This is a genomic window from Bacteroides sp. MSB163 (assembly GCF_036416795.1).
GTDB lineage: Bacteria > Bacteroidota > Bacteroidia > Bacteroidales > Bacteroidaceae > Bacteroides > Bacteroides maternus.
Map to the genome: position 1 here is coordinate 2,764,065 of NZ_CP143867.1, position 25,129 is coordinate 2,789,193.

24 protein-coding genes are annotated in these 25,129 nt (G+C 42.2%); 10 read left to right on the plus strand and 14 right to left on the minus strand.

From position 1 onward, the window contains the following. Positions 1 to 2: 2 nt before the first annotated feature. From VYM24_RS10000 to VYM24_RS10020, 5 genes are all read right to left on the minus strand, one after another. Positions 3 to 1,085, minus strand: coding sequence for an efflux RND transporter periplasmic adaptor subunit (locus VYM24_RS10000; protein ID WP_291552133.1), 1,083 nt, complete (start codon positions 1,083 to 1,085; stop codon positions 3 to 5). 210 nt (positions 1,086 to 1,295) lie between these two features. Further along, the gene (gene rsgA, locus VYM24_RS10005; protein WP_330942056.1) at positions 1,296 to 2,228 is read right to left on the minus strand and encodes a ribosome small subunit-dependent GTPase A; all 933 of its coding nucleotides are present in this window, start codon (positions 2,226 to 2,228) and stop codon (positions 1,296 to 1,298) included. Positions 2,229 to 2,340: 112 nt separating this feature from the next. Then, a complete protein-coding gene (gene frr / locus VYM24_RS10010; RefSeq protein WP_007213330.1) occupies positions 2,341 to 2,901 on the minus strand; it encodes a ribosome recycling factor in 561 nt (186 codons plus the stop codon). Positions 2,902 to 3,060: 159 nt separating this feature from the next. Further along, entirely contained in the window at positions 3,061 to 3,771 is a 711-nt protein-coding gene (gene pyrH / locus VYM24_RS10015; protein ID WP_007212247.1) for a UMP kinase, read from the minus strand. A gap of 49 nt (positions 3,772 to 3,820) precedes the next feature. Further along, on the minus strand, positions 3,821 to 5,137 hold the full coding sequence (locus tag VYM24_RS10020; protein WP_330942057.1) for an MATE family efflux transporter: 1,317 nt from the start codon (positions 5,135 to 5,137) through the stop codon (positions 3,821 to 3,823). A 153-nt stretch (positions 5,138 to 5,290) separates the two neighbouring features. Here VYM24_RS10020 and VYM24_RS10025 point away from each other — a divergent pair, with 153 nt between their 5' ends. From VYM24_RS10025 to VYM24_RS10035, 3 genes are all read left to right on the plus strand, one after another. Next, the gene (locus VYM24_RS10025) at positions 5,291 to 5,971 is read left to right on the plus strand and encodes a tetratricopeptide repeat protein (RefSeq protein ID WP_330942058.1); all 681 of its coding nucleotides are present in this window, start codon (positions 5,291 to 5,293) and stop codon (positions 5,969 to 5,971) included. 572 nt (positions 5,972 to 6,543) lie between these two features. Beyond that, positions 6,544 to 7,086, plus strand: coding sequence for a hypothetical protein (locus VYM24_RS10030; protein ID WP_330942059.1), 543 nt, complete (start codon positions 6,544 to 6,546; stop codon positions 7,084 to 7,086). 11 nt (positions 7,087 to 7,097) lie between these two features. Further along, a complete protein-coding gene (locus VYM24_RS10035; protein WP_330942060.1) occupies positions 7,098 to 9,725 on the plus strand; it encodes a leucine-rich repeat protein in 2,628 nt (875 codons plus the stop codon). Here the strand turns inward: VYM24_RS10035 and VYM24_RS10040 are convergent. From VYM24_RS10040 to VYM24_RS10065, 6 genes are all read right to left on the minus strand, one after another. Further along, on the minus strand, positions 9,712 to 10,749 hold the full coding sequence (locus tag VYM24_RS10040) for a glycosyltransferase (RefSeq protein WP_330942061.1): 1,038 nt from the start codon (positions 10,747 to 10,749) through the stop codon (positions 9,712 to 9,714). The genes VYM24_RS10035 and VYM24_RS10040 overlap by 14 nt on opposite strands. Before the next feature lie 12 nt (positions 10,750 to 10,761). Continuing rightward, positions 10,762 to 11,877: a UDP-galactopyranose mutase gene (glf, locus tag VYM24_RS10045; RefSeq protein ID WP_291552121.1), complete on the minus strand. Its 1,116-nt coding sequence runs from the start codon at positions 11,875 to 11,877 to the stop codon at positions 10,762 to 10,764. Between the two features lie 802 nt (positions 11,878 to 12,679). Beyond that, entirely contained in the window at positions 12,680 to 13,489 is an 810-nt protein-coding gene (locus VYM24_RS10050) for a biotin--[acetyl-CoA-carboxylase] ligase (RefSeq protein WP_291552118.1), read from the minus strand. Continuing rightward, positions 13,473 to 13,829, minus strand: a complete 357-nt coding sequence (locus VYM24_RS10055; protein ID WP_330942062.1) for an MmcQ/YjbR family DNA-binding protein — start codon at positions 13,827 to 13,829, stop codon at positions 13,473 to 13,475. The genes VYM24_RS10050 and VYM24_RS10055 overlap by 17 nt, the downstream gene beginning before the upstream one ends. Before the next feature lie 40 nt (positions 13,830 to 13,869). Next, complete coding sequence (locus VYM24_RS10060) at positions 13,870 to 15,618, minus strand: AAA family ATPase (RefSeq protein WP_330942063.1); 1,749 nt, start codon at positions 15,616 to 15,618, stop codon at positions 13,870 to 13,872. Positions 15,619 to 15,721: 103 nt separating this feature from the next. After that, a complete protein-coding gene (locus VYM24_RS10065) occupies positions 15,722 to 16,087 on the minus strand; it encodes a YraN family protein (RefSeq protein ID WP_217714764.1) in 366 nt (121 codons plus the stop codon). A 93-nt stretch (positions 16,088 to 16,180) separates the two neighbouring features. Between VYM24_RS10065 and VYM24_RS10070 the strand changes: the two genes are divergently transcribed. The 3 genes from VYM24_RS10070 (at position 16,181) to VYM24_RS10080 (ending at position 17,151) form a co-directional block, all read left to right on the plus strand. Further along, positions 16,181 to 16,414, plus strand: a complete 234-nt coding sequence (locus VYM24_RS10070; protein ID WP_217714763.1) for a hypothetical protein — start codon at positions 16,181 to 16,183, stop codon at positions 16,412 to 16,414. A gap of 35 nt (positions 16,415 to 16,449) precedes the next feature. Further along, positions 16,450 to 16,884 (plus strand): nucleoside deaminase, encoded by a 435-nt coding sequence (locus VYM24_RS10075; RefSeq protein WP_291552114.1) that lies wholly within the window; start codon positions 16,450 to 16,452, stop codon positions 16,882 to 16,884. Between the two features lie 87 nt (positions 16,885 to 16,971). Continuing rightward, a complete protein-coding gene (locus VYM24_RS10080) occupies positions 16,972 to 17,151 on the plus strand; it encodes a hypothetical protein (protein WP_291552112.1) in 180 nt (59 codons plus the stop codon). On the opposite strand, the gene VYM24_RS10085 is transcribed toward VYM24_RS10080, so the two are convergent. The 3 genes from VYM24_RS10085 to VYM24_RS10095 all read right to left on the minus strand — a co-directional run bounded on the left by VYM24_RS10085 (position 17,152) and on the right by VYM24_RS10095 (position 18,930). Next, positions 17,152 to 17,466 carry a DUF4834 family protein gene (locus tag VYM24_RS10085; protein ID WP_291552109.1) on the minus strand — a complete coding sequence of 105 codons (315 nt, stop codon included), beginning with the start codon at positions 17,464 to 17,466 and terminating at the stop codon, positions 17,152 to 17,154. A 68-nt stretch (positions 17,467 to 17,534) separates the two neighbouring features. Then, positions 17,535 to 18,233 (minus strand): CDP-diacylglycerol--serine O-phosphatidyltransferase, encoded by a 699-nt coding sequence (pssA, locus tag VYM24_RS10090; protein ID WP_291552106.1) that lies wholly within the window; start codon positions 18,231 to 18,233, stop codon positions 17,535 to 17,537. A gap of 7 nt (positions 18,234 to 18,240) precedes the next feature. Beyond that, entirely contained in the window at positions 18,241 to 18,930 is a 690-nt protein-coding gene (locus tag VYM24_RS10095) for a phosphatidylserine decarboxylase family protein (RefSeq protein WP_138293174.1), read from the minus strand. A 170-nt stretch (positions 18,931 to 19,100) separates the two neighbouring features. Here VYM24_RS10095 and dnaE point away from each other — a divergent pair, with 170 nt between their 5' ends. The 4 genes from dnaE to VYM24_RS10115 all read left to right on the plus strand — a co-directional run bounded on the left by dnaE (position 19,101) and on the right by VYM24_RS10115 (position 25,116). Further along, the gene (dnaE, locus tag VYM24_RS10100; RefSeq protein WP_291552101.1) at positions 19,101 to 22,895 is read left to right on the plus strand and encodes a DNA polymerase III subunit alpha; all 3,795 of its coding nucleotides are present in this window, start codon (positions 19,101 to 19,103) and stop codon (positions 22,893 to 22,895) included. 78 nt (positions 22,896 to 22,973) lie between these two features. Further along, positions 22,974 to 23,291 carry a thioredoxin gene (gene trxA, locus VYM24_RS10105; RefSeq protein WP_291552098.1) on the plus strand — a complete coding sequence of 106 codons (318 nt, stop codon included), beginning with the start codon at positions 22,974 to 22,976 and terminating at the stop codon, positions 23,289 to 23,291. A gap of 46 nt (positions 23,292 to 23,337) precedes the next feature. After that, the gene (locus VYM24_RS10110; protein ID WP_291552096.1) at positions 23,338 to 23,676 is read left to right on the plus strand and encodes a hypothetical protein; all 339 of its coding nucleotides are present in this window, start codon (positions 23,338 to 23,340) and stop codon (positions 23,674 to 23,676) included. A 219-nt stretch (positions 23,677 to 23,895) separates the two neighbouring features. Continuing rightward, on the plus strand, positions 23,896 to 25,116 hold the full coding sequence (locus VYM24_RS10115) for an efflux RND transporter periplasmic adaptor subunit (RefSeq protein ID WP_330942064.1): 1,221 nt from the start codon (positions 23,896 to 23,898) through the stop codon (positions 25,114 to 25,116). The last annotated feature ends 13 nt before the right edge of the window (positions 25,117 to 25,129 follow it).

Sequence of the window (25,129 nt, forward strand, 5' to 3'; positions counted from 1 at the left end):
GTTTAATAGATATTATCCAATGTTACGGGTAATCCTGTGCGGAGCTGTAATGTACCGGAAATTATAATTGTATCTCCGGTCTGCAAACCCTGCAATACTTGGGTTTCAGCTTCTGTACGTATGCCAGTTTGTATTTCTACAGGTTGGGCTTTTCCCGATTTATAAAGGAAAATCTTGTCCTTACCCATTTCCGGAACGATAGCTTCGGATGGAACGGCAAGGGCATCATGGATTTCATTTTTACTTAAACGGATATCCGCATAGCGTCCCGGCATTACATTACCGTTGGTATTGGGGTAGAGGGCACGCAATGTCAATGTATGGGTGTTTTGATCCATTCTCGACTCACGTGCGTACACTTTGGCATGGAACGTTTCAAGTTTACCCTCAAGTCCGAAGTTTACTCCTGCACCGATTTTAACGTCATTGGCATAACGTTCGGGAACGGAGAATTCTACTTTCAGCGGAGATATTTTTGTGAGTTTGGCAACGATAGTAGTGGGGGAAGCATAGGTTCCGACACTGACTTGACGCAGACCGATTACACCGTCGAACGGGGCACGAAGCTCGGTTTGTGCAATGTTAGCTTCTATCAGGTCTATATCTGCATTCAGGGTTGCCAGTTCAGTTTTTACCTGCTCGTAGGCTTCCTTACTGACTGCATCCCGCTCCAACAATGCATTCTGGCGAAATACGCGGTCTTCTGCCAATTTCAATTGGGCAACAAGACGCTGTAACTGTGCCTGTAAAGGCCGGTCGTTCACTTTAGCCAGCAGTTGTCCTTTTTTAACCTGGCTGCCTTCCTCAAAATTGATTTCTATGATTTTACCTGAGGTTTCAAAAGAAAGATCCACTTCTTCATCAGGTAACAGGCTACCGCTGATTTTGATTTCATCTTTGAGCAGCTGTGGCTTTATGATCTTTGCGTTTACATTTAATGCTTTTTTGCTATTGCGGTTACTGCTCATAACTTTGTCGGCAGCTGCCAATTCTTTATTCTCTTTAGGAAGCTGGGAATAAATACCCCAACCTATCAGTCCGGCACCAATGAAAATGATAATGCCCCATTTAACTTTTTTATTCATGTATCAGTATTAGTATTATATCAGATATTAAGTTAGATTATGTAGCACTAATTTGGACATATTAGGAATAGAAAGGTTTAATGCAAGAAGCGTTAAAAAAGGTGATAAAGTGATATGAAAAAGGGTGATAAGGTGATAAAATGCTAAAGTGATAAGGTGATGGGTAAATGCTTTATCACCTTATCACTCTACCACTCTATCACTCTTCTTTTAATATGCTGCTCTGTATTTACCTTCCTCTTTGTCTTCTAGCATGTTAAGGTAGGAGGCATAACGTGATTCGCTGATGTAGTGCTCCTCCACGGCTTTTCGTACGGCACATCCCGGTTCGTGGCGATGCGTACAGTTACCGTAACGGCAATTGGCAGAGAACTTAAATATCTCCGGGAAATAGTGTCCTATTTCCTCCTCTTCCATATCGAATGTTCCGAAACCTTTGATACCCGGTGTGTCAATGATATATCCATCTCCCGGAACGGGAAACATCTCAGAGAACGTAGTGGTATGCATTCCTTTGTTGTGGTAGGCGGAAATCTCACCCGTTTTTACGTCCTGTTCAGGCAATATTGCGTTGATGAGCGTTGATTTTCCTACACCGGAGTGACCGGAGAAAAGTGTTACCCGCCCTTTAAGTTCTTCCTGAATGAGTTCAATGTCTTCACCGGTTTTGCCGGAGACTTTGAAGCAGGGATAACCGATAGTGGTATAGAGATTGATGAGGCTGTTCATATAATGAAGTTCCTCTTCATTGTATGCGTCTATTTTATTGAAGATGATCTTTACCGGAACACGGTATGCTTCGGCAGAAGCCAGAAAACGGTCGATAAAGGTAGTGGATGTTTCCGGATAGTTGACCGTTACGATAAGCATGCTTTGGTCAAGGTTTGCGGCGAGAATATGCGATTGCTTGGAGAGATTGGAAGCACGACGGATAATGTAATTTCTCCGGTCTTCTATTTCACTGATGAGAGCGGTTCCTTCCGGATTCAGAATGATTTGCACATAGTCTCCCACAGCTACCGGGTTGGTACTGCGAATGCCTTTTAACCGGAAGTTACCCTTGATTTTGCACTCTACACATTTACCTTCATCGGTTTTTACCAAATACCAACTACCTGTATTTTTTATTACCAGTCCCCTCAAATTAATTGACAATTGATAATTGACAATTGACAATTATTCCTTGACGACATACCTTGGTTACAGTTCTTTCCCAGTAATTGTCAATTCTCAATTGTCAATTGTCAATTGGTTTTTATACGGTCATGATTTCTTTGTCCTTTGCAGCCAGCATATCATCAATTTGCTTGATGTATTTATCGTGAATCTTCTGCAATTTCTCCTCACCTCCTTTTTGTGCATCTTCTGCCAAGCCGTCTTTAACAGACTTCTTTAGGCCATCGATTGCATCACGGCGGGCATTGCGTACGCTCACTTTGGCAGTTTCGCCTTCACCTTTACATTGTTTGGCAAGTTGTTTACGACGTTCTTCAGTCAGCGGCGGGATACCGATACGGATAATTTCACCGTTATTTTCCGGCATGATGCCAAGGCTGGAGTCAATGATAGCTTTCTCAATCACCTTGAACATGCTTTTGTCCCACGGCTTGATGACAATACTGCGGGCATCCGGAGTATTTACGGCAGCTACGTTATTGATGGGAACCATGCTTCCGTAAGAATCCACACGGATACCGTCCAGCAAACGAACATCTGCTTTTCCGGCGCGGATGTGGGCCAATGCTTCTTCCAGATACATGACGGCCATATCCATTTTTTCTTGCGCTTCATCTAAGATCTCTTTTACTTCTCTCATATTTCTTAGTTTTGAATTGTGCTTTTAGAATTTTTGATTGAACAAAAGTAGTATAATTTTGTCTATTTGCAAAATATTAGCTAACAGGAATCAAGCAAATAATAAAAGCTCCGGTAAACATCTGCATACCGGAGTTTCTTACTATTTGATTGTTTTTTATCAGTTATGCACTAATGTACCTATTTCTTCTCCCAGCATTACCTTTTTCAAGTTTCCTATTGTATCCATGTCAAAGACAACAATGGGGAGATTATTTTCCTTACACATGCAGGTTGCAGTAAGATCCATTACTTTCAGTCCACGTTTCAGAACTTCGTCATAAGTGATATCGTCGAATTTTGTAGCAGTCGGGTCTTTTTCCGGGTCTGCGGTATAGATACCATCCACACGTGTACCTTTTAGCATGACATCGGCTTCAATCTCGATACCGCGTAGAGAAGAGCCCGTGTCTGTAGTGAAGAACGGATTTCCCGTTCCGGCAGACATAATAACGACTTCGCCTGCTTCCATGCTTTCGATGGCTTTCCATTTATTATAAAATTCTCCGATAGGTTCCATGCGTACGGCTGTAAGTACACGTGCCTTTACGCCGGTGGCTACTAGGGCAGAGCTTAGTGCCAGACTGTTGATTACAGTTGCGAGCATGCCCATTTGGTCGCCTTTTACGCGGTCGAAACCTTTGTTTGCACCACTCAATCCACGGAAAATATTTCCACCGCCGATGACGATACCTATCTGAACGCCCAGTTCATGGATTTCCTTGATCTGTGCTGCATATTCGGCGAGGCGCTTCTCGTCAATGCCATATTGTTTTTCGCCCATCAGGCTTTCGCCGCTGAGCTTTAACAGGATTCTTTTATACTTTGCCATATGATATTACATTTAGTTTCTGCAAATATACGCTTTCTGTCTGTAAAGATTAACTTTGGTACAGAATTTTTCTACTTAAAACTGCCTGCATGATGCCACGGAGGGATAAATAGACGATGAAAGCGAGCCAGAGGGCATGATTTCCCATCCATGTGTGTAAAGAGTAATAAACAAGGAAGAAGCTGCCGGAAGCTACCAGCATGGAGTAAAACATTTGCCGGGTGGCAGTGGCTCCTATAAAAATGCCATCCCACAGGAAAGCGGCAAAACCTGTAAGTGGGATTGCCAATACCCAATAAAAGTAATTTCCGGCTTCCCGGATGACGGAGGTTTCATTAGTCAGCAGTCCTAGGAATGACTTGCCTCCAAAGAAATAAAGCAAGGTGAAGCCTGTGGAAAGACCGACACCCCAAATGAAGAGCTGGCGAACTGTACGATATAATGCCAGTCGATTATTGGCACCAACATATTTACCCACCAACGCTTCTCCTGAATAAGCAAAACCATCCATGATATAAGAAAACAGAGTGAATAATTGCATTAACAAAGTATTGACGGCCAATACAATTTCTCCTTGTGCCGCTCCGGCAGAAGTGAAGAATAGAGTGACAACGACCAGACAGAGGGTTCGTAGAAAGATATCCCGGTTTACCTGAAAAAAGCGCAGCATGGCTTCCCTTTTCAGCACTTCATGCCAAGCGATGTGTTTTTTAAGTCCTCCATAATACCGTATCCACAATGACAATGCCATCAGGAAACCGGCATATTGGGCTGTAAGCGTTCCCCAGGCCACTCCGGCAACTTTCATGTGGAACAGATAAACGAAACAAAGGCTTGCGGCAATATTCACGATATTTTGTGTGATAGCAATATACATCGGGAAACGTGAATTCTGCATACCGATGAACCACCCTGCGAATCCATAGAGTCCCAGCATAGCAGGAGCTCCCCAAATACATATCCGGAAATAGAGGGTGGCCAATTGTTCTACTTCCTCTGTAGTCTGTATGAAAGCGAATGCTAGTTTCCGGATGGGATATTGCAAGGCCACTAAGATAATGGCGATAAGCAATCCTACTCCGACAGACCGTAATAAAAGTCGTGCTACTTCATCCAGATCATGTTTGCCGTATGCCTGTGAGGTCATTCCACTGGTCCCCATTCTCAAAAATCCGAAGATCCAGTAGATAATATTGAATAACATTCCGCCCACGGCAATGGCTCCGATATAGGCAGCGGCTCCCAGATGCCCTACGATTGTTACATCAATCAGTCCCAGAAGGGGAACTGTTATGTTTGATATAATCGAGGGTACAGCTATCTGAAGTATTCTTTTATTGTAAATATTCGGAGTTTGAGCAATCATTTTAAGATACCGATTTGTTCTATTTACCGACAAAGGTACTCTTTTTGTCGTAAACGGTAAAAAGACACCTGACAATAACAATTTTTATAATACATAATGTTTTAAAAATGAGTATCTTTGCGGTAACAGAAACTGCGTAATATTTAATAAGAGATGAGAACCTTAACTTTGCTATTTTCATTAATGGTTACTTTCCCCTTTGCGCTCTCTGCGCAAACGGCGGGAGAACTCCTACAGAAGGTGTCTGTCGCCTTGTCTGAAGGGCAGGATGATTATGTTGTGAGTCTGTTTCGCCAGGCGATAGCTGCCGGAGCAGATAAGACTGAAATGTATTACTGGACTCAAATAGAAAAAAACAGTGCCGTGGCTCCCCGCCTGGTCAATGAGTTGGCAACCTATTACAAGCGTAAGCGGAATTATGACAAAGCTTATCTTTTTTACAGAGAATTCTTGCAGTATCATTCTGAAGATGTTCCTGCACTTGTGTCGTGTGCCGAAATGGAGATGATGAGAGGTAAGGAAAAAGATGCCGTCAAAACTTATGAAAAGGTTTTGATGCTGGATACTAATAATCTGCAAGCCAATATTTTCCTGGGGAGTTATTACTACCTACAGGCAGAACGCGAAAAGAAGAAACTGGAGGATGATTATAAGAAAATAACTTCTCCTACACGGATGCAATACGCCCGCTATCGTAACGGACTTTCTGATGTCTACTCTAACGGTTACTCCAAAGCAAAGGACTATTTGCAGCGTGTGTTGCGACTCTTCCCTTCTACAGAGGCGGGAAAGACGTTAGAGAAGATAGTAGCGTTGGAGAAGGAGATAAAGTGAAAGTTATTAAATTCATATTTTGAAAATATAGTTTGCATCAGTGATTTTCGGAGACTAATGGAATTATGAGTTCTTTATTAGAAAATGTAGGCGAAAGGAAAACATGTGCTTTCTCCTTGTACTCCTTTTGTTGCCTACATCGGAAGTACATATTTGTTTTTGAATATTATGGATAAAGATATTAAATAAGATTTTTGAGTTGCTTGCTTTATTTTTTTTACTCATTTCACCGTATTTTAATATTTTTGCTTATTTTTGCAGCAGTTCCAGTTGCTGATGCGACAGTATATGACACTGGATTTTTTTTGTTTACGAAGAGCGTTTAAGATATTATCCCACCATGAAATCTCGACAGTTTCAGTTCCGAGGGATAATAAACAAGAACGCTCACGTCTTTGTTGTATAGCACTCTCCATTAAGGAGCGTATTATATATATGGGCGTGGGCTATTGTTTATTACTTTGGAACGGGCAGTCGAGAGCCCCATGGTAGTAATAAATGATAGTTCCCACGCCCTCCTTGTATATTTATAACAGCTTCCGGCGGGAACAGGGGGCGCAAAAGAAATACTTATGAAGATATTTTCTAAGAAACAAATGAAAGTATTATTCTTTCTTGCATCCATTATTTGTACCGTACCTGCAGGTGCTCAAAACGACGAGAAAAAGAACCTGTGGGCTGTGGAAGCCGGCATCGGCGGCAATGGTGTAGCTACCGTAAATTTTGGGGTTAGGTGGCAACACAACTATCACCCTTATGTAGCTTGGGACGTACTTGCTCTAAATGTTGTTGCTCCTACGGGGGAATTGTCAGAAATGCTCATGCCACAACTTATGACTGGTGTACATCTGTTTTCTCCTAAACTGTTAGGAATGAAAGTTTATGTGACGGGTCGCGCCGGTTATGGAGGCATCATGTCGGGTAATGCCGATGCTCGCGGGCAGGGTGTTTCTTTTGAAATAGGTGCGGGTATTAACATTACCAGACACTTGTATGTAGGCTACGCCTACAATCATCAGGATTTGGGGACAAGTGAGTTCAAGATCAACAAGCAAACCATAAGTGTTGACCGTGAGTCGAAATATCATTCTTTCCGTATTGGTTGGATATTTTAAAGTTACAAGTAATGAAACAGAAGTTTATGATAGGGAAACTATTTTTGTTTTTTACAGTTGCGGCGTGGTTGAATGTAATGAACCTCTTTTCGCAAAGTGGAAACTGTAGTGCAGAAGGAGAAGGCAATGATGTGACGTGGAAACTTGACTGTTCCATGGGTACGCTGACTATCAGTGGAAGAGGTAAGATGGAGGATTACTGGATAACCATAGCTCCTCCTTGGGAGGCTTATAGGAGTTTTGTGAATACTGTCGTTATTGATGAAGGAGTTACAACTATTGGAGATTATGCATTTTACTATTACAGCGATTTGGCTGTAGTAACGATTCCTAATTCGGTTGCTTCTATTGGCAGTTGGACTTTTCATGGTTGCAGTGGTTTGACTACATTTACTGTTGCAAGTAATAATCCCAATTATTGTTCTGATAACGGCGTTTTATTCAATAAAAATAAAACGTATTTAATTCAATGCCCGGCGAAGACCCCCGGAACTTATACTATTCCTAATTCGGTCACCTCTATTGCCTTTTATGCTTTTTCCGGTTGCAGCGTTTTGACTTCGATACTTATTCCTAAATCGGTTGCTTCCATTGGTGTTTCTGCTTTTTCTGGTTGCAGTAGCTTGAGTTTAATTAACGTTGATGCCGAAAATCAGCATTATGGTTCTGTTGACGGCATATTATATGATATACATGATGAATATGGCAAGGCGCAAATATCTATCGTGCAGGTACCTAATGCTATATTGGGTTCGGTAACGATTCCCAATATGGTTACTCGAATCCCGGATTATGCTTTTTCCAGTCGTAGTGGTTTGACTTTAGTAATAATTCCTGAATCAGTTACGGACATTGGTAGATATGCTTTTTACGATTGCAATGTCTTGACTTCGGTTATAATTCCTCATTCGGTTACTTTCATTGGCGATTATGCTTTTTCTGGTTGTAGCGTCTTAGCCTCAGTAACAATTCCTAATTTAGTTACCTATATTAATCAATATGTTTTTTCCGACTGTTGTGGCTTAACTTCGATAACAATTCCTAATTCTGTTACTGGGATTAGTAGTGATGCTTTCCTCGGTTGCACCGATTTGACAAAACTTGTAATTGAAGATGGTGACACGCCGATCGCTTTCAATTACAACAGTGGCAATGCTCCCTTATATCCTAATGACATATTTATTGACTGTCCTTTAGATACGTTGTATTTGGGCAGGAGTCTTACATATAATAATTATTCCAAAGGCAATGATCGATCTCCATTTTTTAATAAACAAACCATAAAAAAACTAACCATTTCTAATTCTGTTATTGTAGGGGAAGATGATTTTTTACTTTGCGGTGGTTTCAAAGATGTTACAACACCAACGGTTTTGCAGTCATTTATAAGTCCAAGCTTGGAAAGACTGACTATAACTTCCGCTTGTACATCATTAAATAGCGGCTGTTTGAAAAGCGCTATCACATTGCAGGAGCTCTCTTTGCCCTTTATCGGTACATCGCCCACTACGCCCACTACTTTGAATACACTAGGTGTAAGTAAAACGACATTGAAAAAACTTAGTATTTCCCGTTGTGTTTCCAATATTCAGATAGCCAACAATGCATTGTCGGGTTATGCAAGTTTAGAAGAATTGACGTTGGCTAGTTCCGTACAAGGACTTGGCGAAAATGCGCTTTACGGTTGCAGCGGCTTGACAAAGATTTATTCGCATTGGGCATATCCGCCTAGTGCGTATAATAGCAGTACATTTCAAGGTGTCAACAAATTTGCCTGTACAGTTTGCGTGCCAGTAAAAAGCCGACAATATTATTCTGTTGCAGACGGCTGGAAAGAATTTTATAATATAGTGGAAGGTGCTCCGCTTATTACTGCACTGGCTGTTCCGCGTTACGGAGGTGAAATTCCATCATCAGGTACAGATATCGACAACGTTACGCTCACAGCCATTGCCAATACCGGTTATGCTTTTGCCGGCTGGGTTGAAAACAATAATTCGCTTGGCTATTTCAATCCATTGAATATTATGTCAACTTCACCACGGACTGTTTACGCTATATTTACACCTATTGAAAATGATGATGAAAATATTGCCATTCAAACTCGGGAGTGTTCAGCTTCAATTTCGTGGACAGCGGTAATGGACGCTATGAATTACATTTTGGCAATTTACAGCGATGAAAACCGCACGGATACAATCGCCATTTTTCAATTGGATGCTAAAGGAAAGATACAGCCAAGCGCAGCAATGCGTTCTCCGCAACAGAATCTTTCGTGCGATATATCCGATTTGATTACCGAAACGCAGTATTATTATTCGCTGACGTCTTACGATGCGGGAAATCATGCGCTCACAATTGCGATTGGCGATTTTACAACGCAGGTAGGCACCGGTGTCAACGATGTAGGTACACCGTCTCTGCGGATTTATCCAAATCCAGTGAAAGATGTGTTGCATATAGATATTTTATTTTCTGAAAAGACAGGATATCTGACAATAACAAATTTGTCAGGCCATATGGTGGAATCCTACAATTGTGAGTCTTTACAAACCGCAATCATCGATGTTGCACATTTGCCGAAAGGTCTTTATGTTGTCAGATTTGGCGAATGCCGAAAGAAGTTTATAAAACTATAAAAAAACTTTCCGCATTTTCTACTGCTCTTTTGCAATAATAGCCCGATGCAATCTTTTTGTTGATCTCTTTTACATTCCTGACCATTTCGTCATAGGATTCTGTAGAGATGGATGATAATATGGAGTCTAACTCTTCCAGTGAATCAATACACACGCCTATTTTGTTCTTAGCTACAAATGAGGCCAATGCTGCTTCTTTCCATATAATTATGGGAAGATTGCAGCGTATGTATAAGGATACCTTGTGCGGATTGTTTATCCTCAGGTATATTCCGAAATCTCCCGAGCAGGTATGGATAGAGTCTCCTTCCCATATTAAGCCAAAGTGTGCGCTGACTTGTTCTATTAACTGATCAGAAGGCACAAAACCTTTAAATTTGAACAATGTCTTATCTTCTATTTTGTCTTCCTCGAATCCTCCGCCGTAAAGTTCAAATTGCCATTTTGACATCACATCATTCAAAGAGTACAGGTATCTGTTTTTCTTGTAAGTCAGCGCTCCTGCATAGATCACCTTAATTGGTTTCTGATTAGGTTCCTGTGTATTGTTGTTTACGGAAGGAGATAAATAATCGAAAATCTCCAGGCATACCATAGGTTTGGTATATCTTTGTTCTTCCAGCCATTTCTTCATCTTATCGTTGTGTACGATCAGTACATCCGAATGGTTGAGGCGTTTGATTTCCTGTTCAGCTGTCAACTTCTTTCTTCTGAAAGTTCCCAGGTCATGGATAATCGTGATAACCTTTCCCCGTTTCAAGTGTATGATATTACATACGAAAGAGTAATACTTCTTGAAAGGATACTGGACGACTACCACGTCATTGGCAGAAACTGTAAACAAAACTTTTAGTACTCCGGCAAGGGTTATTAAAAAGCCTGCTATCTTGTTGGAATAAGTGGTTTGCGGTAGTCCGGCATTTTTATATCCCAGTTTAGAGAGAATTTCTTCTATATCTGTTTTTGCCTTATTACCTGCATTGTTCAGACCATTATAGTTTTTGGATAGATAATATCGGGTCATTATTTTGTTCTTTTAGATTGATAACTCCTTTTTAGTGAGCAATATGGCGGATGCAATAGTATCATCCATATCGAAATATGCATATTGTCCCAAACGTCCTCCGAAAATGACACGGGAATCTTTTTCTGCCAATGCCTTATACTTATTGAAGCATTTTAAATTCTTTTCATCATTGATGGGATAGTAAGGTTCGTCGGAAGGTGTGTATTCCTGAGGATACTCCTTGGTTATGATGGTTGAAGGCTGTTTCCCGAATTCAAAATGTTTATGTTCGATGATTCGTGTAAACGGGTATTTAGCTTCATTGTAGTTGATTACGGCATTACCTTGATAATTGTCAGTATCCAGATGGATATGTTCAAATTTCAGGCTTCTGTAATCCAGTCTGCCAAACTTATATTCAAAATACTCGTCGATGCAACCTGTGAAAAGTATCTTTTCTGCTATACTCTGAAAATAGGGTATGTTATCAAAATAGTTCGTATCGGTTTGAACATCGATATCCTTTAACAGATTATTGGTGAGTGCTGTGTATCCATCTTTAGGGATGCCTTGATAGGGATCGTTGAAGTAGTTATTGTTATAAGTAAGGCGGAAAGGTATTCTTTTGATGATGGAAGCCGGCAGTTGGTTGGCGGGGCGTCCCCATTGCTTTTCTGTATATTCCTTAATAAAAGTGTAATATATGTCGTCTCCGCAAAGTTTCAGTGCTTGCTCTTCCAGATTGGCAGGCTGGGATATGTCTTTATACTTAGAGCATTGTTCCTGAATCTTATGTTTTGCTTCTTCCGGAGTATTTACGTTCCATAACTTATTGAATGTATTCATATTAAAAGGAAGATTGTAAAGCCTTCCTTCGCTGTATGCCAGAGGGGAGTTAACGTAATTGTTGAATTTTGCGAATCTGTTTATGTAACGCCAGACTTCTTCATTGTCCGTATGGAATATATGTGCTCCATACCAATGTATTTTTATATCATTTTCTTCTTTAGTGTAAATATTTCCTCCAGTGTGGTTACGCTTGTCAATAATCAGACATTTCTTTCCGTTTTCATTCATAATTTGAGCAAAAACAGAACCGAATAAACCGGAACCCACAACGAGATAGTCATATATATACTTTTCCATTTATTTAATGCTTCTGATTTGCAAAGTAACGGAAAAATAAAATCTTATCAAAGCATTTGAATATGTAAAAGTATGTGGTACAATGCAATTATAGCGTTATCCGCCTGGCAAACGAGTTGGCTACGTATTATAATTGTCTTGATATGAGTAAAATATGATATCAAACAGGTGGGAAATATGCTACGTTACACTGTGTTTTAGCCTTATTGTTCTTTCTCAAAGCAATGTATGTTTATTGCTAAAAGTATGTAGGTTGTTTTGCAAAACAGTGCTTTATTCCATTCGACCACATTAGTGGAGCACGTACTTCATTATTGTGAAGCAGCAGGACGACGATTGTGAAGCACGTGATTGATAATTGTGGGTAATATTAAATCGTTGGTTTATAATGTAATAATATAGGTAGCTAACCGAAAAAAAACATAGGCAGTCAACGTAAACAAACACTGTTCTGAGCATCACTGTAAGGCGGGGATTCTCCCACCGGGATGGCGCAAACTACTGCTACTTGGCACATTCGACGTCTTTGTGATGAAGAAAAAAACGAAAAATGAGGATGTTGAAACAGTCGATTTATCTGCAAAAAGAAGTGTAATAAGCCTATTATTAGCGGTATAACTCTGTTTTACGTTGGTGTAGGCAATTTTACCTACACCTTTTTAAAATTTGCCTACACCATCGCTCATTGCCGATGAATAGGGAGATACAGAGCATGGGTGTAAGCGTGTAGGTAAAAGTGTGCATAAACTCTGGGTAGAGGCTGAATTCAACTTTTAAATGCGGCACCTGTTTTTTGAGTTTGTCAAAGAATGTATTGTACTTCCTTAAACAGATATCCGCGTACCTTTCCTGCCTGATCTTCAAGAATAAATCGCCCGTCCGGTTCTACGCATAACAGGCGTGCAAGGAATTCACCGTCTGCATCGGCATAGCGGTGGAAACCTTCCCGACGGAAAAGAGAGCGGGCATATCGTTCGGTAATACAGTTGACGGCATCGTCCGAAGAGTCTGTTTGCAGAAAGATATAGTATTCTTTGAGTCGCCTCATGATGTTGGCGAGTATCAGATAACGTTCATGTTCTTGTCCTGTGATCTGCTTTAGAGATACCGGGTTGGGAGCATTGCTCTGAAAGGTTTCCTGGTTTATGTTGACACCAATGCCGGAAATGCTGCGTCCGATGTGATGTCCGGAGAGGTCGTTTTCTATCAGTATGCCGCAAATCTTCTTTTCGTTCCAGTAGATGTCATTCGGCCATTTGATGGAAATGCCTTTTGTCCATTCATCCAACTCTTCTTTAATGGAAAGGGAGACGATTTGAGAAAGGATGAACTGGCGACGGGCTTCAATGAAAGTGGGGTAAAGCACGAAGCTGAATGTGATGTTCCGGCAATCTTCGGACTCCCAACTGTTGCCACGCTGCCCTTTGCCGGCAGTCTGGCGCTCGGCTATGACCGTCGTGAACTCTCGGACAGCGGATTGCTGTTCGTTGCAAAGTTGAGTTAAATAGTTATTCGTAGAGTCTGTTTCCGGCAATATGATCAGTGGGACAGGAAACTCTGCGGGAGTAATCATCAAATTCGGTTCTTTCTTCATATCAGGGCAGGGCATCATATTCGGTACGCATTTTCTTGGTGAACTTCTTTAGTACTTCCTCATAAGCATGGTCGATGAGGTTCTTTATCAGTTTATCGTCCACATCTCCGTCAAGGAAGATCTGGTTCCAGTATTTCTTGTTAAAGTGGTAGGCGCCCTCAATAGCTGAGTAATACTCACGCAATTCTATTGCATACTCAGGATCACACTTCATACAGATTTTGTTAGAGCCTTCCAAGTCAATCAGTACAAACATCTTATCCATCACTTTCATCACAAGTGAATACTCGTCGAACGGAAGACATTCCGTTACGGCTTTCTTGGCGAGACAGTATTCGCGGGCGGTTTCTATATCCATACTTTCTGTTTTTAATTTCTATTAATTTGCGGGTGTCCGGTTACGAAATTTGCTTGAATTTCACCAAATCCCATCCGCGGAATACCAGGGCGATTGCGATAATTTCCGTAGTGCCTTTTTTTGCCTGTACTTTCGGACAGGCTACATATTGCGCCAACTGCATTCCTGCATCTTCCAGCAACTTCTCCATTTCTGCATCTTTGGTGTCGCGGGGGCAATACTTCACTTCAATGGCATAGCTGTACGGCATATCGGGCAGTTGCGGAAGGTTGGGTATCAGGTAGAAGTCGGAGAAGCCTTTGTTCATTTCGTATTCGGGCATTGTTATGTAGTAACTGTTCATGCCCATATAGCTGAGGAGAAAGCCCTTGACGTGCGCTTCACCTTCCATGAATTTGCGGATGGAACTTTGTTCCTTTAGCCGGGTGGCGATATATTGAAAGTAGCTTTCCCATTCACGGGAATAAGCCATGCCGTACATCAGTTGATTTAGTTCGTCAACATCCAGGTCCATGTGTCCGGCGGTGCGGTATGCGTCTGCCAGATAGCCGTATAGTTGTTCGCGCACCACTTGGTTGGGGATTATTAGTTGCAGCATCGGTCCGCGTGTACCCGCTATTGTCAGCATTCCGTAATAGAAGAGCAGACTCTTGAAATTATCCGTTTGCGCTATCTCCACGGCGGGGAAGGACTCTTTTATCCTGCCAACCGTTTCACCCTGTGTGATGATTTCTTGAATGATACTGGCATTTTTGCCGAAGTTTTTGTCTATAAGGATGAGGTGGCGCAGTTTGTTATAGTCAGTGCGGCAGTTGGTGTCGAGCATGTTTTCGGGTGGCAGTTGCGTGCTTAAATAACTGTTCACAAAGTAGAGAACCATATCTGAATTATACATTGGCAGTTCCTTTAGTGAACGACCTGAAAAACAGTAATTATCATACCACGGTTTCATCATGCTGATCAACTCATCGACGGGATGAATGATTTTTCCTTGCTGCCGGTAGTATTCCAGCAATTCCCGTACTTCGGCTTCAGTGAACCCGATCATGTTGTTGAATACCGGGTTGGTGCTTTGATTGCTGGCGATATTGAAGCCACTTGTAAGATCGTCCATCGTTACAGGGCTGACACCGGTGATGTACATACGTTCCACAACCCTGTCAGTATAGTCTTTGACGGTTTTGAGAAAGTTCCGCAGAAAACCGTCGCCATGGGTGAGGGCGGAATAACGGGTATTACCGTAGTTGACCAGTACGTTGTTGGCAAAATTGTCGTATTCGTCGAGGATGAGGTACATCTTCAGGCCTTGTCTCCGCAATGACAGGCATATTGCGGTCAGCTTCTCGGAAGCCACTTCCTTTTGTTGTACCATTTCAAGGGTGTCCGGTGGCAGTAAATCTGCATATTTCAGACAAAAGTCCGTAAATATCATGTCGCAGTTACTGTTGAATGAGGCTTCCATTTTTTCCGGGTCGGAGACGATACAGGAGAAGCTCATCTTCAGCACAAGATACTTGTTGCGGTCTGGGGTAGGATGTTTTCCCACGTATAAGTTGCCAAACAGTTCATCAAACTGTTTTTCTGTCTTACAATCATAATAGCATTCCAGCATATTGAGGAAAAGACTCTTTCCGAAACGGCGGGGGCGGACGAAAAAGAAGAAACGGGCAGTCTGTTCTATCTGTCTGATATATTCCGTCTTATCGACATAATAATAGTTATTACGGATAATTGCTGGAAAGTCTGTCATCCCGTAAGGGATCAGCTTGGTGGAATTTGCCAGATTCATAATAGAGTTTTTTAGAATATTTCTGAACGAAGATAGAGAGTTTTCCCGAAACGGACAAGAAGAATTACGAAAATGCTGTGTAAAAGCACTTTTCACGTTTGATTCAGAACATTGGTGGATAAAATGCATCTTTGATATGTTCTATTTTAAAAGCATTAGCTTCACCGACAACGGTAATGATATCAAAGCGGACAGGGGCATCAATACTGAAATGTTTGATGTAAGCATCAGCGGCTACTACAATATGGCGTACTTTCTGCCAGTTAACGGCATCTTGCGGTTCGATGTATTCTGTATTGCTGCGGGTTTTTACCTCCACCACGATTAATTGTCCATCCTTGACTGCCACAATGTCCAGCTCAAGACGATTTTTTCGCCAATTACGGTGACAGATGGTGTATCCGTTACATTCCAGATACGCCACTGCGGTGTCTTCTCCGGCCTTTCCGAGAGCATTGTGTGCTGCCATACCTGTATTCGTCTTTATTTTTAGCTGTTTCTATGCAAAAATACGTTTTTTCTGCTTTGTATTTACAGAAGTAAAACTAATTTTGCAGGAAATATGAGAAAGAGAGATAAAACGTGTGTGAAAGCAACACCTGAAGAGCCCAAACGCGAACAGCGCATTGTTTGCCTGATGAGCGAGGAAGAGCTGCGGATTGTAGACCGTTATCTGGAAAAATACAAGATAACGAATAAATCGCGGTGGCTGCGGGAGACTATTCTCATGTTTATCCATAAGAATATGGAAGAAGATTATCCGACCCTTTTCGGTGAGCATGATATGAGACGATAAAGAGAATTCTTTAATTCTAAATTAAATTGAAGTGGATGGACGATATCTATTATATGAAACAGGCGTTGATTGAAGCACGTAAGGCTTCCGAAAGAGGAGAAGTGCCCGTTGGCGCAGTCGTTGTATGCAAAGACCGTATTATAGCTCGCGCCCATAACTTAACAGAAACTTTGACTGATGTGACTGCTCACGCTGAAATGCAGGCTATTACTGCTGCAGCCTCTACTCTTGGCGGAAAATATCTGAATGAATGCACTCTCTATGTTACAGTAGAGCCTTGTGTCATGTGTGCAGGTGCAATTGCCTGGGCTCAGATGGGAAGGCTTGTATTTGGTGCCGGAGATGAGAAACGTGGATATCAGCGTTATGCATCTCAGGCCTTGCACCCGAAAACGGCAGTTTCACAGGGCATTCTCGCTGAAGAGTGTGCAATACTGATGAAGGATTTTTTTGCAGCAAAACGTCGTTGAATTCTAATATAGTTCCTCTTTTTGATCCGTATTACGTATTTTATCCGTACATTTGACTATTCAACAGAACTTTAAATACATTATGTAATGGAATATCATCGTATATCTTTTATTCACAATGATACCGAGTATTCATTTATTAAAGCTATGAATGATAGGTTAGTGGGATATGCCTTAATGTCAGCTTGCCGGCTGGAAGTTCAGATTTATATGAAGGAGCATAATCTGAAAGGCAAATATATTCTCACCGGCATGGCAAAAATCTGATTACTCCTTAATTTCTTCAAAATCCACATATTCTCCTTCATCTTTAGAGAACAGTTTCTTATGTTTTCTATGTATATCATTTTCAGAGGAAGTTGTTTCTCCGTTGAACTGCGAAGAAGCGTTCTGCTGCTGATTACCCGAGAAAGAATAACCTCCACCGGATTGATAACTACCTCCGCCATTCTGGTAAGTACCTGAAGAGCTACGACGCTTTCCCAATCCGAAAACAGTTCGGAGAACGGTGCCGATGATGCTGAGTCCAATGACCAGAATAACGACTATAATGATAAATAAAAATCCTAAGATGTGAAACATGGGCTAATCGTTTTTATATATTGTTCGTCTTACGAACGATAGTACAACAACTGTGCCAGAAGATTTGTTTAGAGCTTCTTTCTTACAAACCAGCACAAAATGATGTACCAGCCAATAACAGCTGCAAGTCCTACGAAGATAAGCAAAGGAATGCTGACTATCAAAAACAAATAACGGATTTTATTTTCTTCCCAAGAGAAATTCTTCAGTTTGAAGGCGAACATTGGGAATTCAGATACCAGTAACAGAGAGAATAATACGATACAAATCAATAAACCATACAAGATTACTCCACCTTGTATCAGCCAATCATGATATTGAGCCGCTGCTGCTGCCCAAAACAAGGTATTGGCAGGAGTATTCAGGCCGATGAATGAGCTGGTCTGACGTTCGTCAATGTTAAATTTAGCCAAGCGCAATGCTGAAAAAACAGCAATGAGGAAAGCAAAATAGGGAACATATTCCTGAAAACAGCTCATCCAGTCGGGATAAGTAGTTTCGCGTAATAAAGAGAATACAATTACTGAGGGTACTACTCCGAAACTGACGTCATCTGCCAGAGAGTCCAATTCTTTTCCGATAGGAGAAGGGGCATTCAACAACCGCGCTGACATTCCGTCAAGGAAATCAAAGACAGCACTGATAATAATGAAAGTGAGAGCCCATTCATACTTGAACTCAAAAGCCATAACACATGCAATACAGCCCGAGAACAGATTCAGGCATGTTAATGTATTGGGGATATGGCGGGTAATACAGTTAGGCATTGTTTAGTTATTTTAGTTTGGCTATCACAGTCTGGTTTCCTGTAGTAGTTTGTCCCATCTTTACGAATACTTCTGTACCCAACGGGAGATATACATCTACACGGGAGCCGAACTTGATAAAGCCCATGTGTTCATCTATATAACAGTCTTCACCGGGTTCGGCATAGGTGACGATGCGCCGTGCCATCGCTCCGGCAATCTGACGTGCCATTACTTCTACACCTTCGGGAGTTTCAATTACCACTGTGGAACGTTCGTTGTCCGTACTGGCTTTCGGTAACCAGGCTTTCATGAACTTTCCGTTGTGATGGGCTACTTTCTTCACGGTTCCGTCTACCGGATACCAGTTAGCGTGTACATTGATAACACTCATAAAGATGGAAATCATAAGCCGACGATCGTGGAAGTATTCATTTTCATCCACTTCTTCTATGACTACTATTTTACCATCGGCAGGTGCCACCACAATCTTCTCGGTGTCTTCCTGACCAAACAGGCGGATAGGGCATCGGAAAAAATTCACCAGCATTCCATACAGGACAATACTTACCACAGCTACGACATAGAATGGCAATTTGCATTCTAATCCAAAGTAGAGAGCGGAATTAACAACCAGTAGCAACAATAAACTGCCGGCCAGTGTATGTGTCCCCTCACGGTGAATTCGTATCTTTTTTAGTTTTTTTAGTCGACTCATGTAAGTTGTTTTATTCTTTGAATAGAAATTATCGGCAAAAATAGGCTTATTTTGAAAATCTAACAAGCATTTGGGGCGAGAAATGCAGATGTTGATAACTTTTAGGGAAATATTTTTGTTAGCTCTTATATACGTTGTACTTTTATGCTCTCAATTGAAAGGAGATATTTATGCAGGATTTTGTTCATTTGCACGTTCATACCCAGTACTCCCTTCTCGATGGTCAGGCCAGCGTAAGCGCGTTGGTGGACAAGGCTATGAAGGATGGAATGAAAGGGATAGCCGTGACTGACCACGGCAATATGTTCGGCATTAAGGAGTTCACTAATTACGTTAATAAAAAGAATAGCGGGCCGAAAGGAGAGATTAAGGACCTCAAAAAACGGATAGCCGGTATTGAAAGTGGTGAGATAGCTTGCGAAGACAAAGACGCGGAACTTGCTGATTGTCGCGCAAAGCTTGCGGAGGCGGAAAATAAATTGTTCAAGCCGATAATCGGTTGTGAGATGTATGTGGCGCGCCGCACCATGGATAAGAAAGAAGGTAAACCCGACCAGAGCGGTTGGCACTTGATTGTGTTGGCTAAGAATGAGAAAGGATACCATAATCTGATAAAACTGGTATCCAGAGCCTGGACAAATGGATATTATATGCGTCCGCGTACTGACCGTAACGAATTGGAAAAGTATCATGAAGGCTTGATTGTCTGTTCGGCCTGTATCGGCGGTGAAGTACCTAAAAAGATACTCAACGACCAATTGGAAGATGCGGAAGAAGCTGTGCGTTGGTACAAGAATCTTTTCGGTGAAGATTATTATCTGGAGTTGCAACGCCACAAGGCAACCGTGCCCCGTGCCAATCACGAAGCTTATCCGCTACAACAGAGGGCGAATGCCAAGCTGATAGAGTTTGCCCAAAAATACAATATTAAACTTATTTGCTCCAACGACGTTCATTTTGTAAACGAGGAACATGCTGAGGCACACGATCGTTTGATTTGTCTGAGTACGGGTAAAGATCTGGATGACCCTAAACGCATGCTTTATACCAAACAGGAGTGGATGAAGACAAAAGCTGAAATGAATGAATTATTTGCAGACATTCCCGAGGCTTTGTCCAATACGCTGGAAATCCTGAATAAGGTAGAATATTATTCAATCGATCATGCGCCTATCATGCCAACTTTTGCTATTCCTGAAGATTTCGGAACAGAAGAAGGGTATCGGCAAAAATATACTGAGAAGGATTTGTTTGATGAGTTCACTCAGGATGAAAATGGCAATGTGGTATTAAGTGAGGAGGATGCTAAGGCGAAAATCAAACGTTTAGGCGGATATGAAAAATTATATCGTATTAAACTAGAGGCGGACTATCTTGCCAAACTAACTTTTGACGGTGCTAAAGTCTTTTATGGTGACCCTTTGTCTGAAGAAGTAATGGAGCGATTGAAGTTTGAACTTCACATTATGAAGACAATGGGTTTCCCGGGATACTTCCTTATTGTACAGGACTTTATTGCCGCAGGGCGTAATATGGGTGTTTCGATAGGTCCGGGACGTGGATCAGCGGCCGGTTCGGCAGTGGCGTATTGCTTGCAGATTACGAAGATTGACCCCATTAAATATGATTTGCTGTTTGAGCGTTTCCTGAATCCCGACCGTATCTCCTTGCCTGATATCGATATCGATTTTGATGATGACGGACGTGGTGAAGTGCTTCGCTGGGTGACACAAAAGTATGGTCAGGAAAAAGTGGCGCATATCATTACGTATGGTACGATGGCTACCAAACTTGCTATCAAGGACGTGGCCCGTGTGCAGAAACTTCCCCTGTCGGAGTCTGACCGTCTGGCCAAACTGGTTCCCGATAAGATACCTGATAAAAAGCTGAACCTGAGGAACGCCATTGATTATGTTCCTGAATTGCAGGCGGCTGAGGCTTCTCCCGATCCTTTGGTGCGTGATACGCTGAAATATGCCAAAATGCTGGAAGGTAATGTACGCGGTACTGGTGTGCATGCCTGTGGTACAATTATTTGTCGTGACGACATTACCGATTGGGTACCTGTAAGTACAGCCGATGATAAAGAAACGGGCGAAAAGATGCTTGTTACCCAATATGAAGGTTCGGTAATTGAAGATACGGGTTTGATCAAGATGGACTTCCTGGGATTGAAAACATTGTCGATCATCAAGGAAGCGGTTGAGAATGTGCGTTTGCACCGCGGTTTAAGGTTGAATATAGACAGAGTGCCTATTGACGATCCCGCCACCTACAAGCTATATAGTGATGGGCGTACTATTGGTACGTTCCAGTTTGAATCTGCCGGTATGCAGAAATATCTGCGTGAGTTGCAACCTTCTACTTTTGAAGACTTGATTGCAATGAATGCTCTCTATCGTCCGGGACCTATGGATTATATCCCGGATTTTATTGACCGTAAGCATGGACGGAAACCGATTGAGTACGATATTCCTGTTATGGAGAAATACCTGAAGGATACGTATGGTATTACGGTATATCAGGAACAGGTGATGCTTTTGTCCCGTCTGTTGGCTGACTTCACTCGTGGTGAGTCCGATGCCCTGCGTAAAGCAATGGGTAAAAAGCTACGTGACAAACTGGATCACATGAAACCTAAGTTCGTTGAAGGCGGACGCAAGAACGGACATGATCCGAAAGTACTTGAAAAGATTTGGGGAGACTGGGAAAAGTTTGCATCCTATGCTTTTAACAAGTCTCATGCTACTTGCTATTCATGGGTAGCTTATCAGACGGCTTATCTGAAAGCAAATTACCCCGCCGAGTATATGGCAGCCGTAATGAGCCGAAGTTTGTCGAACATTACCGATATCACTAAGCTGATGGACGAATGTAAGGCTATGGGCATCAAAGTTCTTGGTCCGGATGTGAATGAGAGTAATCTGAAGTTCACTGTTAACCCGGAAGGAAATATCCGTTTTGGTCTTGGTGCAGTGAAAGGCGTGGGCGAAGGTGCCGTGCTGAATATCATGGAAGAACGTGAGAAGAATGGTCCTTTCAAAGGTATATTCGACTTTGTGCAACGCGTCAATCTGACAGCTTGTAATAAGAAGAATCTGGAATGTCTTGCTTTGGCAGGAGGTTTCGATGAATTTCCGGAGTTGAAACGCGAGCAATATTTTGCCGTGAACTCTAAGAATGAAGTTTTCTTGGAAACTTTGGTACGTTATGGTAACCGTTATCAGGCAGATCAGGCGGCTGCCGCCAATTCCTTGTTCGGTGGTGAGAATGTAGTTGACATAGCTACTCCCGAAATTCCTGAAGCTGAACGTTGGAGTGATCTGGATCGTCTGAACAGGGAACGTGATCTGGTGGGTATCTATCTTTCCGCTCATCCGCTGGATGAATATTCGGTTGTGTTGCAACATGTTTGCAATACGCGTATGGCTGAACTGGAAGACAAAGCGGCACTTGCCGGACGTGAAATAACGATGGGAGGAATTGTAACTTCTGTACGCCGGGGTATCAGTAAGAATGGTAATCCTTACGGCATAGCCAAGATTGAAGACTATTCCGGTTCGGCGGAACTTCCTTTCTTTGGTAATGACTGGGTGACCTATCAGGGGTATCTGGGTGAACGTACTTTCCTCTTTATAAAAGCGCGTTGCCAGCCTAAACAGTGGCGGCAGGATGAATTAGAAGTAAAAATTACCTCTATGGAATTGTTGCCGGATGTAAAGGAGAAGTTGATTTCCAAAATCACCATTCTGATACCGCTTTCCGTGTTGAACCAGGCTTTGGTTACAGAGCTTGCAGCGCTAATGAAAGGGAATCCCGGAACGACGGAACTTTATTTCAAAGTGAGCGATCCTGATACTAAGACAGTGGTGGATATGATTTCACGTCCGGTGAAACTTTCCGTAGGACGTGAGTTAATCTCTTATTTAAATGACCGCCCGGAACTGGAATTCCGGATAAATTAGTATCTTTGACCCGTCAACGGGATACCGCAAAATGATGCCGGCTTGATACTTAATAATTAATACTTAATATTTAAAGAAATGGCTTTAGAAATTACAGACAGCAACTATAAGGAGATCCTTGCAGAGGGTAAACCTGTAGTGATTGACTTTTGGGCTCCGTGGTGTGGTCCTTGTAAAATGGTAGGTCCTATCATTGAAGAATTGGCAGAAACGTACGAAGGACAGGTTCTCATCGGTAAGTGCGATGTAGACGAAAATGGCGATGTAGCTGCTGAATACGGTATTCGTAACATCCCTACTGTACTATTCTTCAAAAACGGTGAGTTGGTTGACAAACAGGTAGGTTCTGCTTCCAAATCAGCTTTTGATGATAAGATAAAAAAAATGCTCCTCTAAGGAGCATAATATAAATAAGGTATTAACCCTTAAAAAACTAACTATTATGGGACTGGAAGACGATTTCTTTAAGGATGATCTCGATGACGAAAAAACCATCGAATACATCAAGAATTATTTGCCGCAAGAGTTAAAAGAGAAGTTCTCTGATGACGAATTCTATTATTTCCTCGATTTGATTGACGAGTATTATTCTGAAAGCGGCATTCTGGATGTAGAGCCGGACGAAGAAGGATGTGTCGAAGTGGATCTGGGGCAAATCGTGGATTACATTATCAAGGAAGCCCACAAAGACGAGATGGGTGACTATGATCCGGAAGAAATCCTGTTCGTGGTTCAAGGTGAACTGGAATATACGGAGTCATTGGATGATGATGAAGAATAGAAAGGTTCAGTTAAGTAAAAAAGGAGTCCGGACAGTTTGTTCGGACTTTTTTTGTGGAATAATTCCACACTTGTAGAGTAGGTTCCACACTTTTCATTATTCTTGTCTAGCCGTTTAATGCGTTGGCTATGAATTATAAAGGTACGCCCATCGAACTTTGGCACGCCAGTTGTGTTTTTTATTTATAGGGTTTTTAACATTAACATAAACAGAGAGCTTATGAAATCGTTTTTTAAGAAGAGAGAAATCAGAATAACGAAAAGACAGGCAGTGATTGCCGCAATAGCTATAGTGGTGTTGGCAGCAATTTATTGGTTCGTTACCCACCGGCCGGCACCTGTACCGGATCTTCCGGTGGTAGCTGTGGAACCGGTGATACAGGATGACGTGGAAATTTATGGTGAATATGTAGGACGTGTCCGTGCCCAGCAGTTCGTAGAAGTCCGCGCCCGTGTAGAAGGGTATCTGGAAAATATGCTTTTTGAAGAGGGTACCTATGTGACGAAGAATCAGGTATTGTTTGTAATCAACCGTGACCAGTATGCCGCGAAGGCAGACAAGGCGCGTGCACAATTAAAAAAGGATGAGGCGCAGGTACGCAAGGCGCAGAACGACCTGGAGCGTATCCGTCCTTTATATGAGCAGAATGCTGCCAGTAGGTTGGATTTGGATAATGCAGTGGCTGCCTATGAAACGGCTGAAGCAAGTGTTGCTATGAGCCAAGCTGATCTGGATCAGGCCGAGTTGGAATTAGGATATACCATTGTCCGCTCACCTCTTGCAGGGCATATCAGTGAACGATATGTAGACCTTGGTACACTGGTAGGTACGGGTGGTAAGTCATTGCTTGCTACCATTGTGAAGAGTGATACAGTACTGGTAGACTTCAGTATGACGGCATTGGATTACCTGAAAACCAAAGAGCGCAATGTGAATCTGGGGCAGAAAGATTCTACCCGTTCCTGGCAGCCGAATATTTCTATAACACTGGCAGATAACACTGTTTATCCTTTCAAAGGGTTGGTTGACTTTGCCGAGCCGCAGGTTGACCCGCGTACCGGTACTTTCTCTGTTCGTGCCGAAATGCCCAATCCGAAACATGTATTACTTCCGGGACAGTTCACTAAAGTGAAGCTCTTGCTGGATGTACGAGAGAATGCGACAGTAGTTCCCCTGAAATCGGTAATCATCGAAAAGGGTGGCGCTTTCGTGTTTGTGATGCGTCGCGACTCCACTGTAGAACGGCGCTTTATTGAACTGGGACCGGAATTCCAGAACCAGGTGGTAGTGGAGAGAGGACTGGTGCCGGGTGAGACAATAGTAGTGGAAGGATACCACAAACTAAGCCCGGGTATAAAAGTTAAGGTTAATAATGCCCTGTTGAAGAAAGAAGACGAAGATCAAAGTCAGACACCGGATTCGGCTAAGACTGAAAAGTAATTGACGAACATAA

Bases quoted from the DNA above. Each gene is read 5' to 3' on its own strand.
- VYM24_RS10065 (WP_217714764.1), bottom strand. From the start codon at position 16,087: ATGGCAGCACACAATGCTCTCGGAAAGGCCGGAGAAGACACCGCAGTG.
- VYM24_RS10060 (WP_330942063.1), bottom strand. From the start codon at position 15,618: ATGAATCTGGCAAATTCCACCAAGCTGATCCCTTACGGGATGACAGAC.
- VYM24_RS10055 (WP_330942062.1), bottom strand. From the start codon at position 13,829: ATGGATATAGAAACCGCCCGCGAATACTGTCTCGCCAAGAAAGCCGTA.
- VYM24_RS10020 (WP_330942057.1), bottom strand. From the start codon at position 5,137: ATGATTGCTCAAACTCCGAATATTTACAATAAAAGAATACTTCAGATA.
- VYM24_RS10030 (WP_330942059.1), top strand. From the start codon at position 6,544: ATGAAGATATTTTCTAAGAAACAAATGAAAGTATTATTCTTTCTTGCA.
- VYM24_RS10080 (WP_291552112.1), top strand. From the start codon at position 16,972: ATGGAATATCATCGTATATCTTTTATTCACAATGATACCGAGTATTCA.
- VYM24_RS10040 (WP_330942061.1), bottom strand. From the start codon at position 10,749: ATGACCCGATATTATCTATCCAAAAACTATAATGGTCTGAACAATGCA.
- VYM24_RS10000 (WP_291552133.1), bottom strand. From the start codon at position 1,085: ATGAATAAAAAAGTTAAATGGGGCATTATCATTTTCATTGGTGCCGGA.
- VYM24_RS10025 (WP_330942058.1), top strand. From the start codon at position 5,291: ATGAGAACCTTAACTTTGCTATTTTCATTAATGGTTACTTTCCCCTTT.
- VYM24_RS10110 (WP_291552096.1), top strand. From the start codon at position 23,338: ATGGGACTGGAAGACGATTTCTTTAAGGATGATCTCGATGACGAAAAA.
- pssA (WP_291552106.1), bottom strand. From the start codon at position 18,233: ATGCCTAACTGTATTACCCGCCATATCCCCAATACATTAACATGCCTG.
- trxA (WP_291552098.1), top strand. From the start codon at position 22,974: ATGGCTTTAGAAATTACAGACAGCAACTATAAGGAGATCCTTGCAGAG.
- VYM24_RS10115 (WP_330942064.1), top strand. From the start codon at position 23,896: ATGAAATCGTTTTTTAAGAAGAGAGAAATCAGAATAACGAAAAGACAG.
- VYM24_RS10095 (WP_138293174.1), bottom strand. From the start codon at position 18,930: ATGAGTCGACTAAAAAAACTAAAAAAGATACGAATTCACCGTGAGGGG.
- pyrH (WP_007212247.1), bottom strand. From the start codon at position 3,771: ATGGCAAAGTATAAAAGAATCCTGTTAAAGCTCAGCGGCGAAAGCCTG.
- frr (WP_007213330.1), bottom strand. From the start codon at position 2,901: ATGAGAGAAGTAAAAGAGATCTTAGATGAAGCGCAAGAAAAAATGGAT.
- VYM24_RS10035 (WP_330942060.1), top strand. From the start codon at position 7,098: ATGAAACAGAAGTTTATGATAGGGAAACTATTTTTGTTTTTTACAGTT.
- VYM24_RS10085 (WP_291552109.1), bottom strand. From the start codon at position 17,466: ATGTTTCACATCTTAGGATTTTTATTTATCATTATAGTCGTTATTCTG.
- VYM24_RS10050 (WP_291552118.1), bottom strand. From the start codon at position 13,489: ATGATGCCCTGCCCTGATATGAAGAAAGAACCGAATTTGATGATTACT.
- VYM24_RS10075 (WP_291552114.1), top strand. From the start codon at position 16,450: ATGGACGATATCTATTATATGAAACAGGCGTTGATTGAAGCACGTAAG.
- VYM24_RS10070 (WP_217714763.1), top strand. From the start codon at position 16,181: ATGAGAAAGAGAGATAAAACGTGTGTGAAAGCAACACCTGAAGAGCCC.
- dnaE (WP_291552101.1), top strand. From the start codon at position 19,101: ATGCAGGATTTTGTTCATTTGCACGTTCATACCCAGTACTCCCTTCTC.
- glf (WP_291552121.1), bottom strand. From the start codon at position 11,877: ATGGAAAAGTATATATATGACTATCTCGTTGTGGGTTCCGGTTTATTC.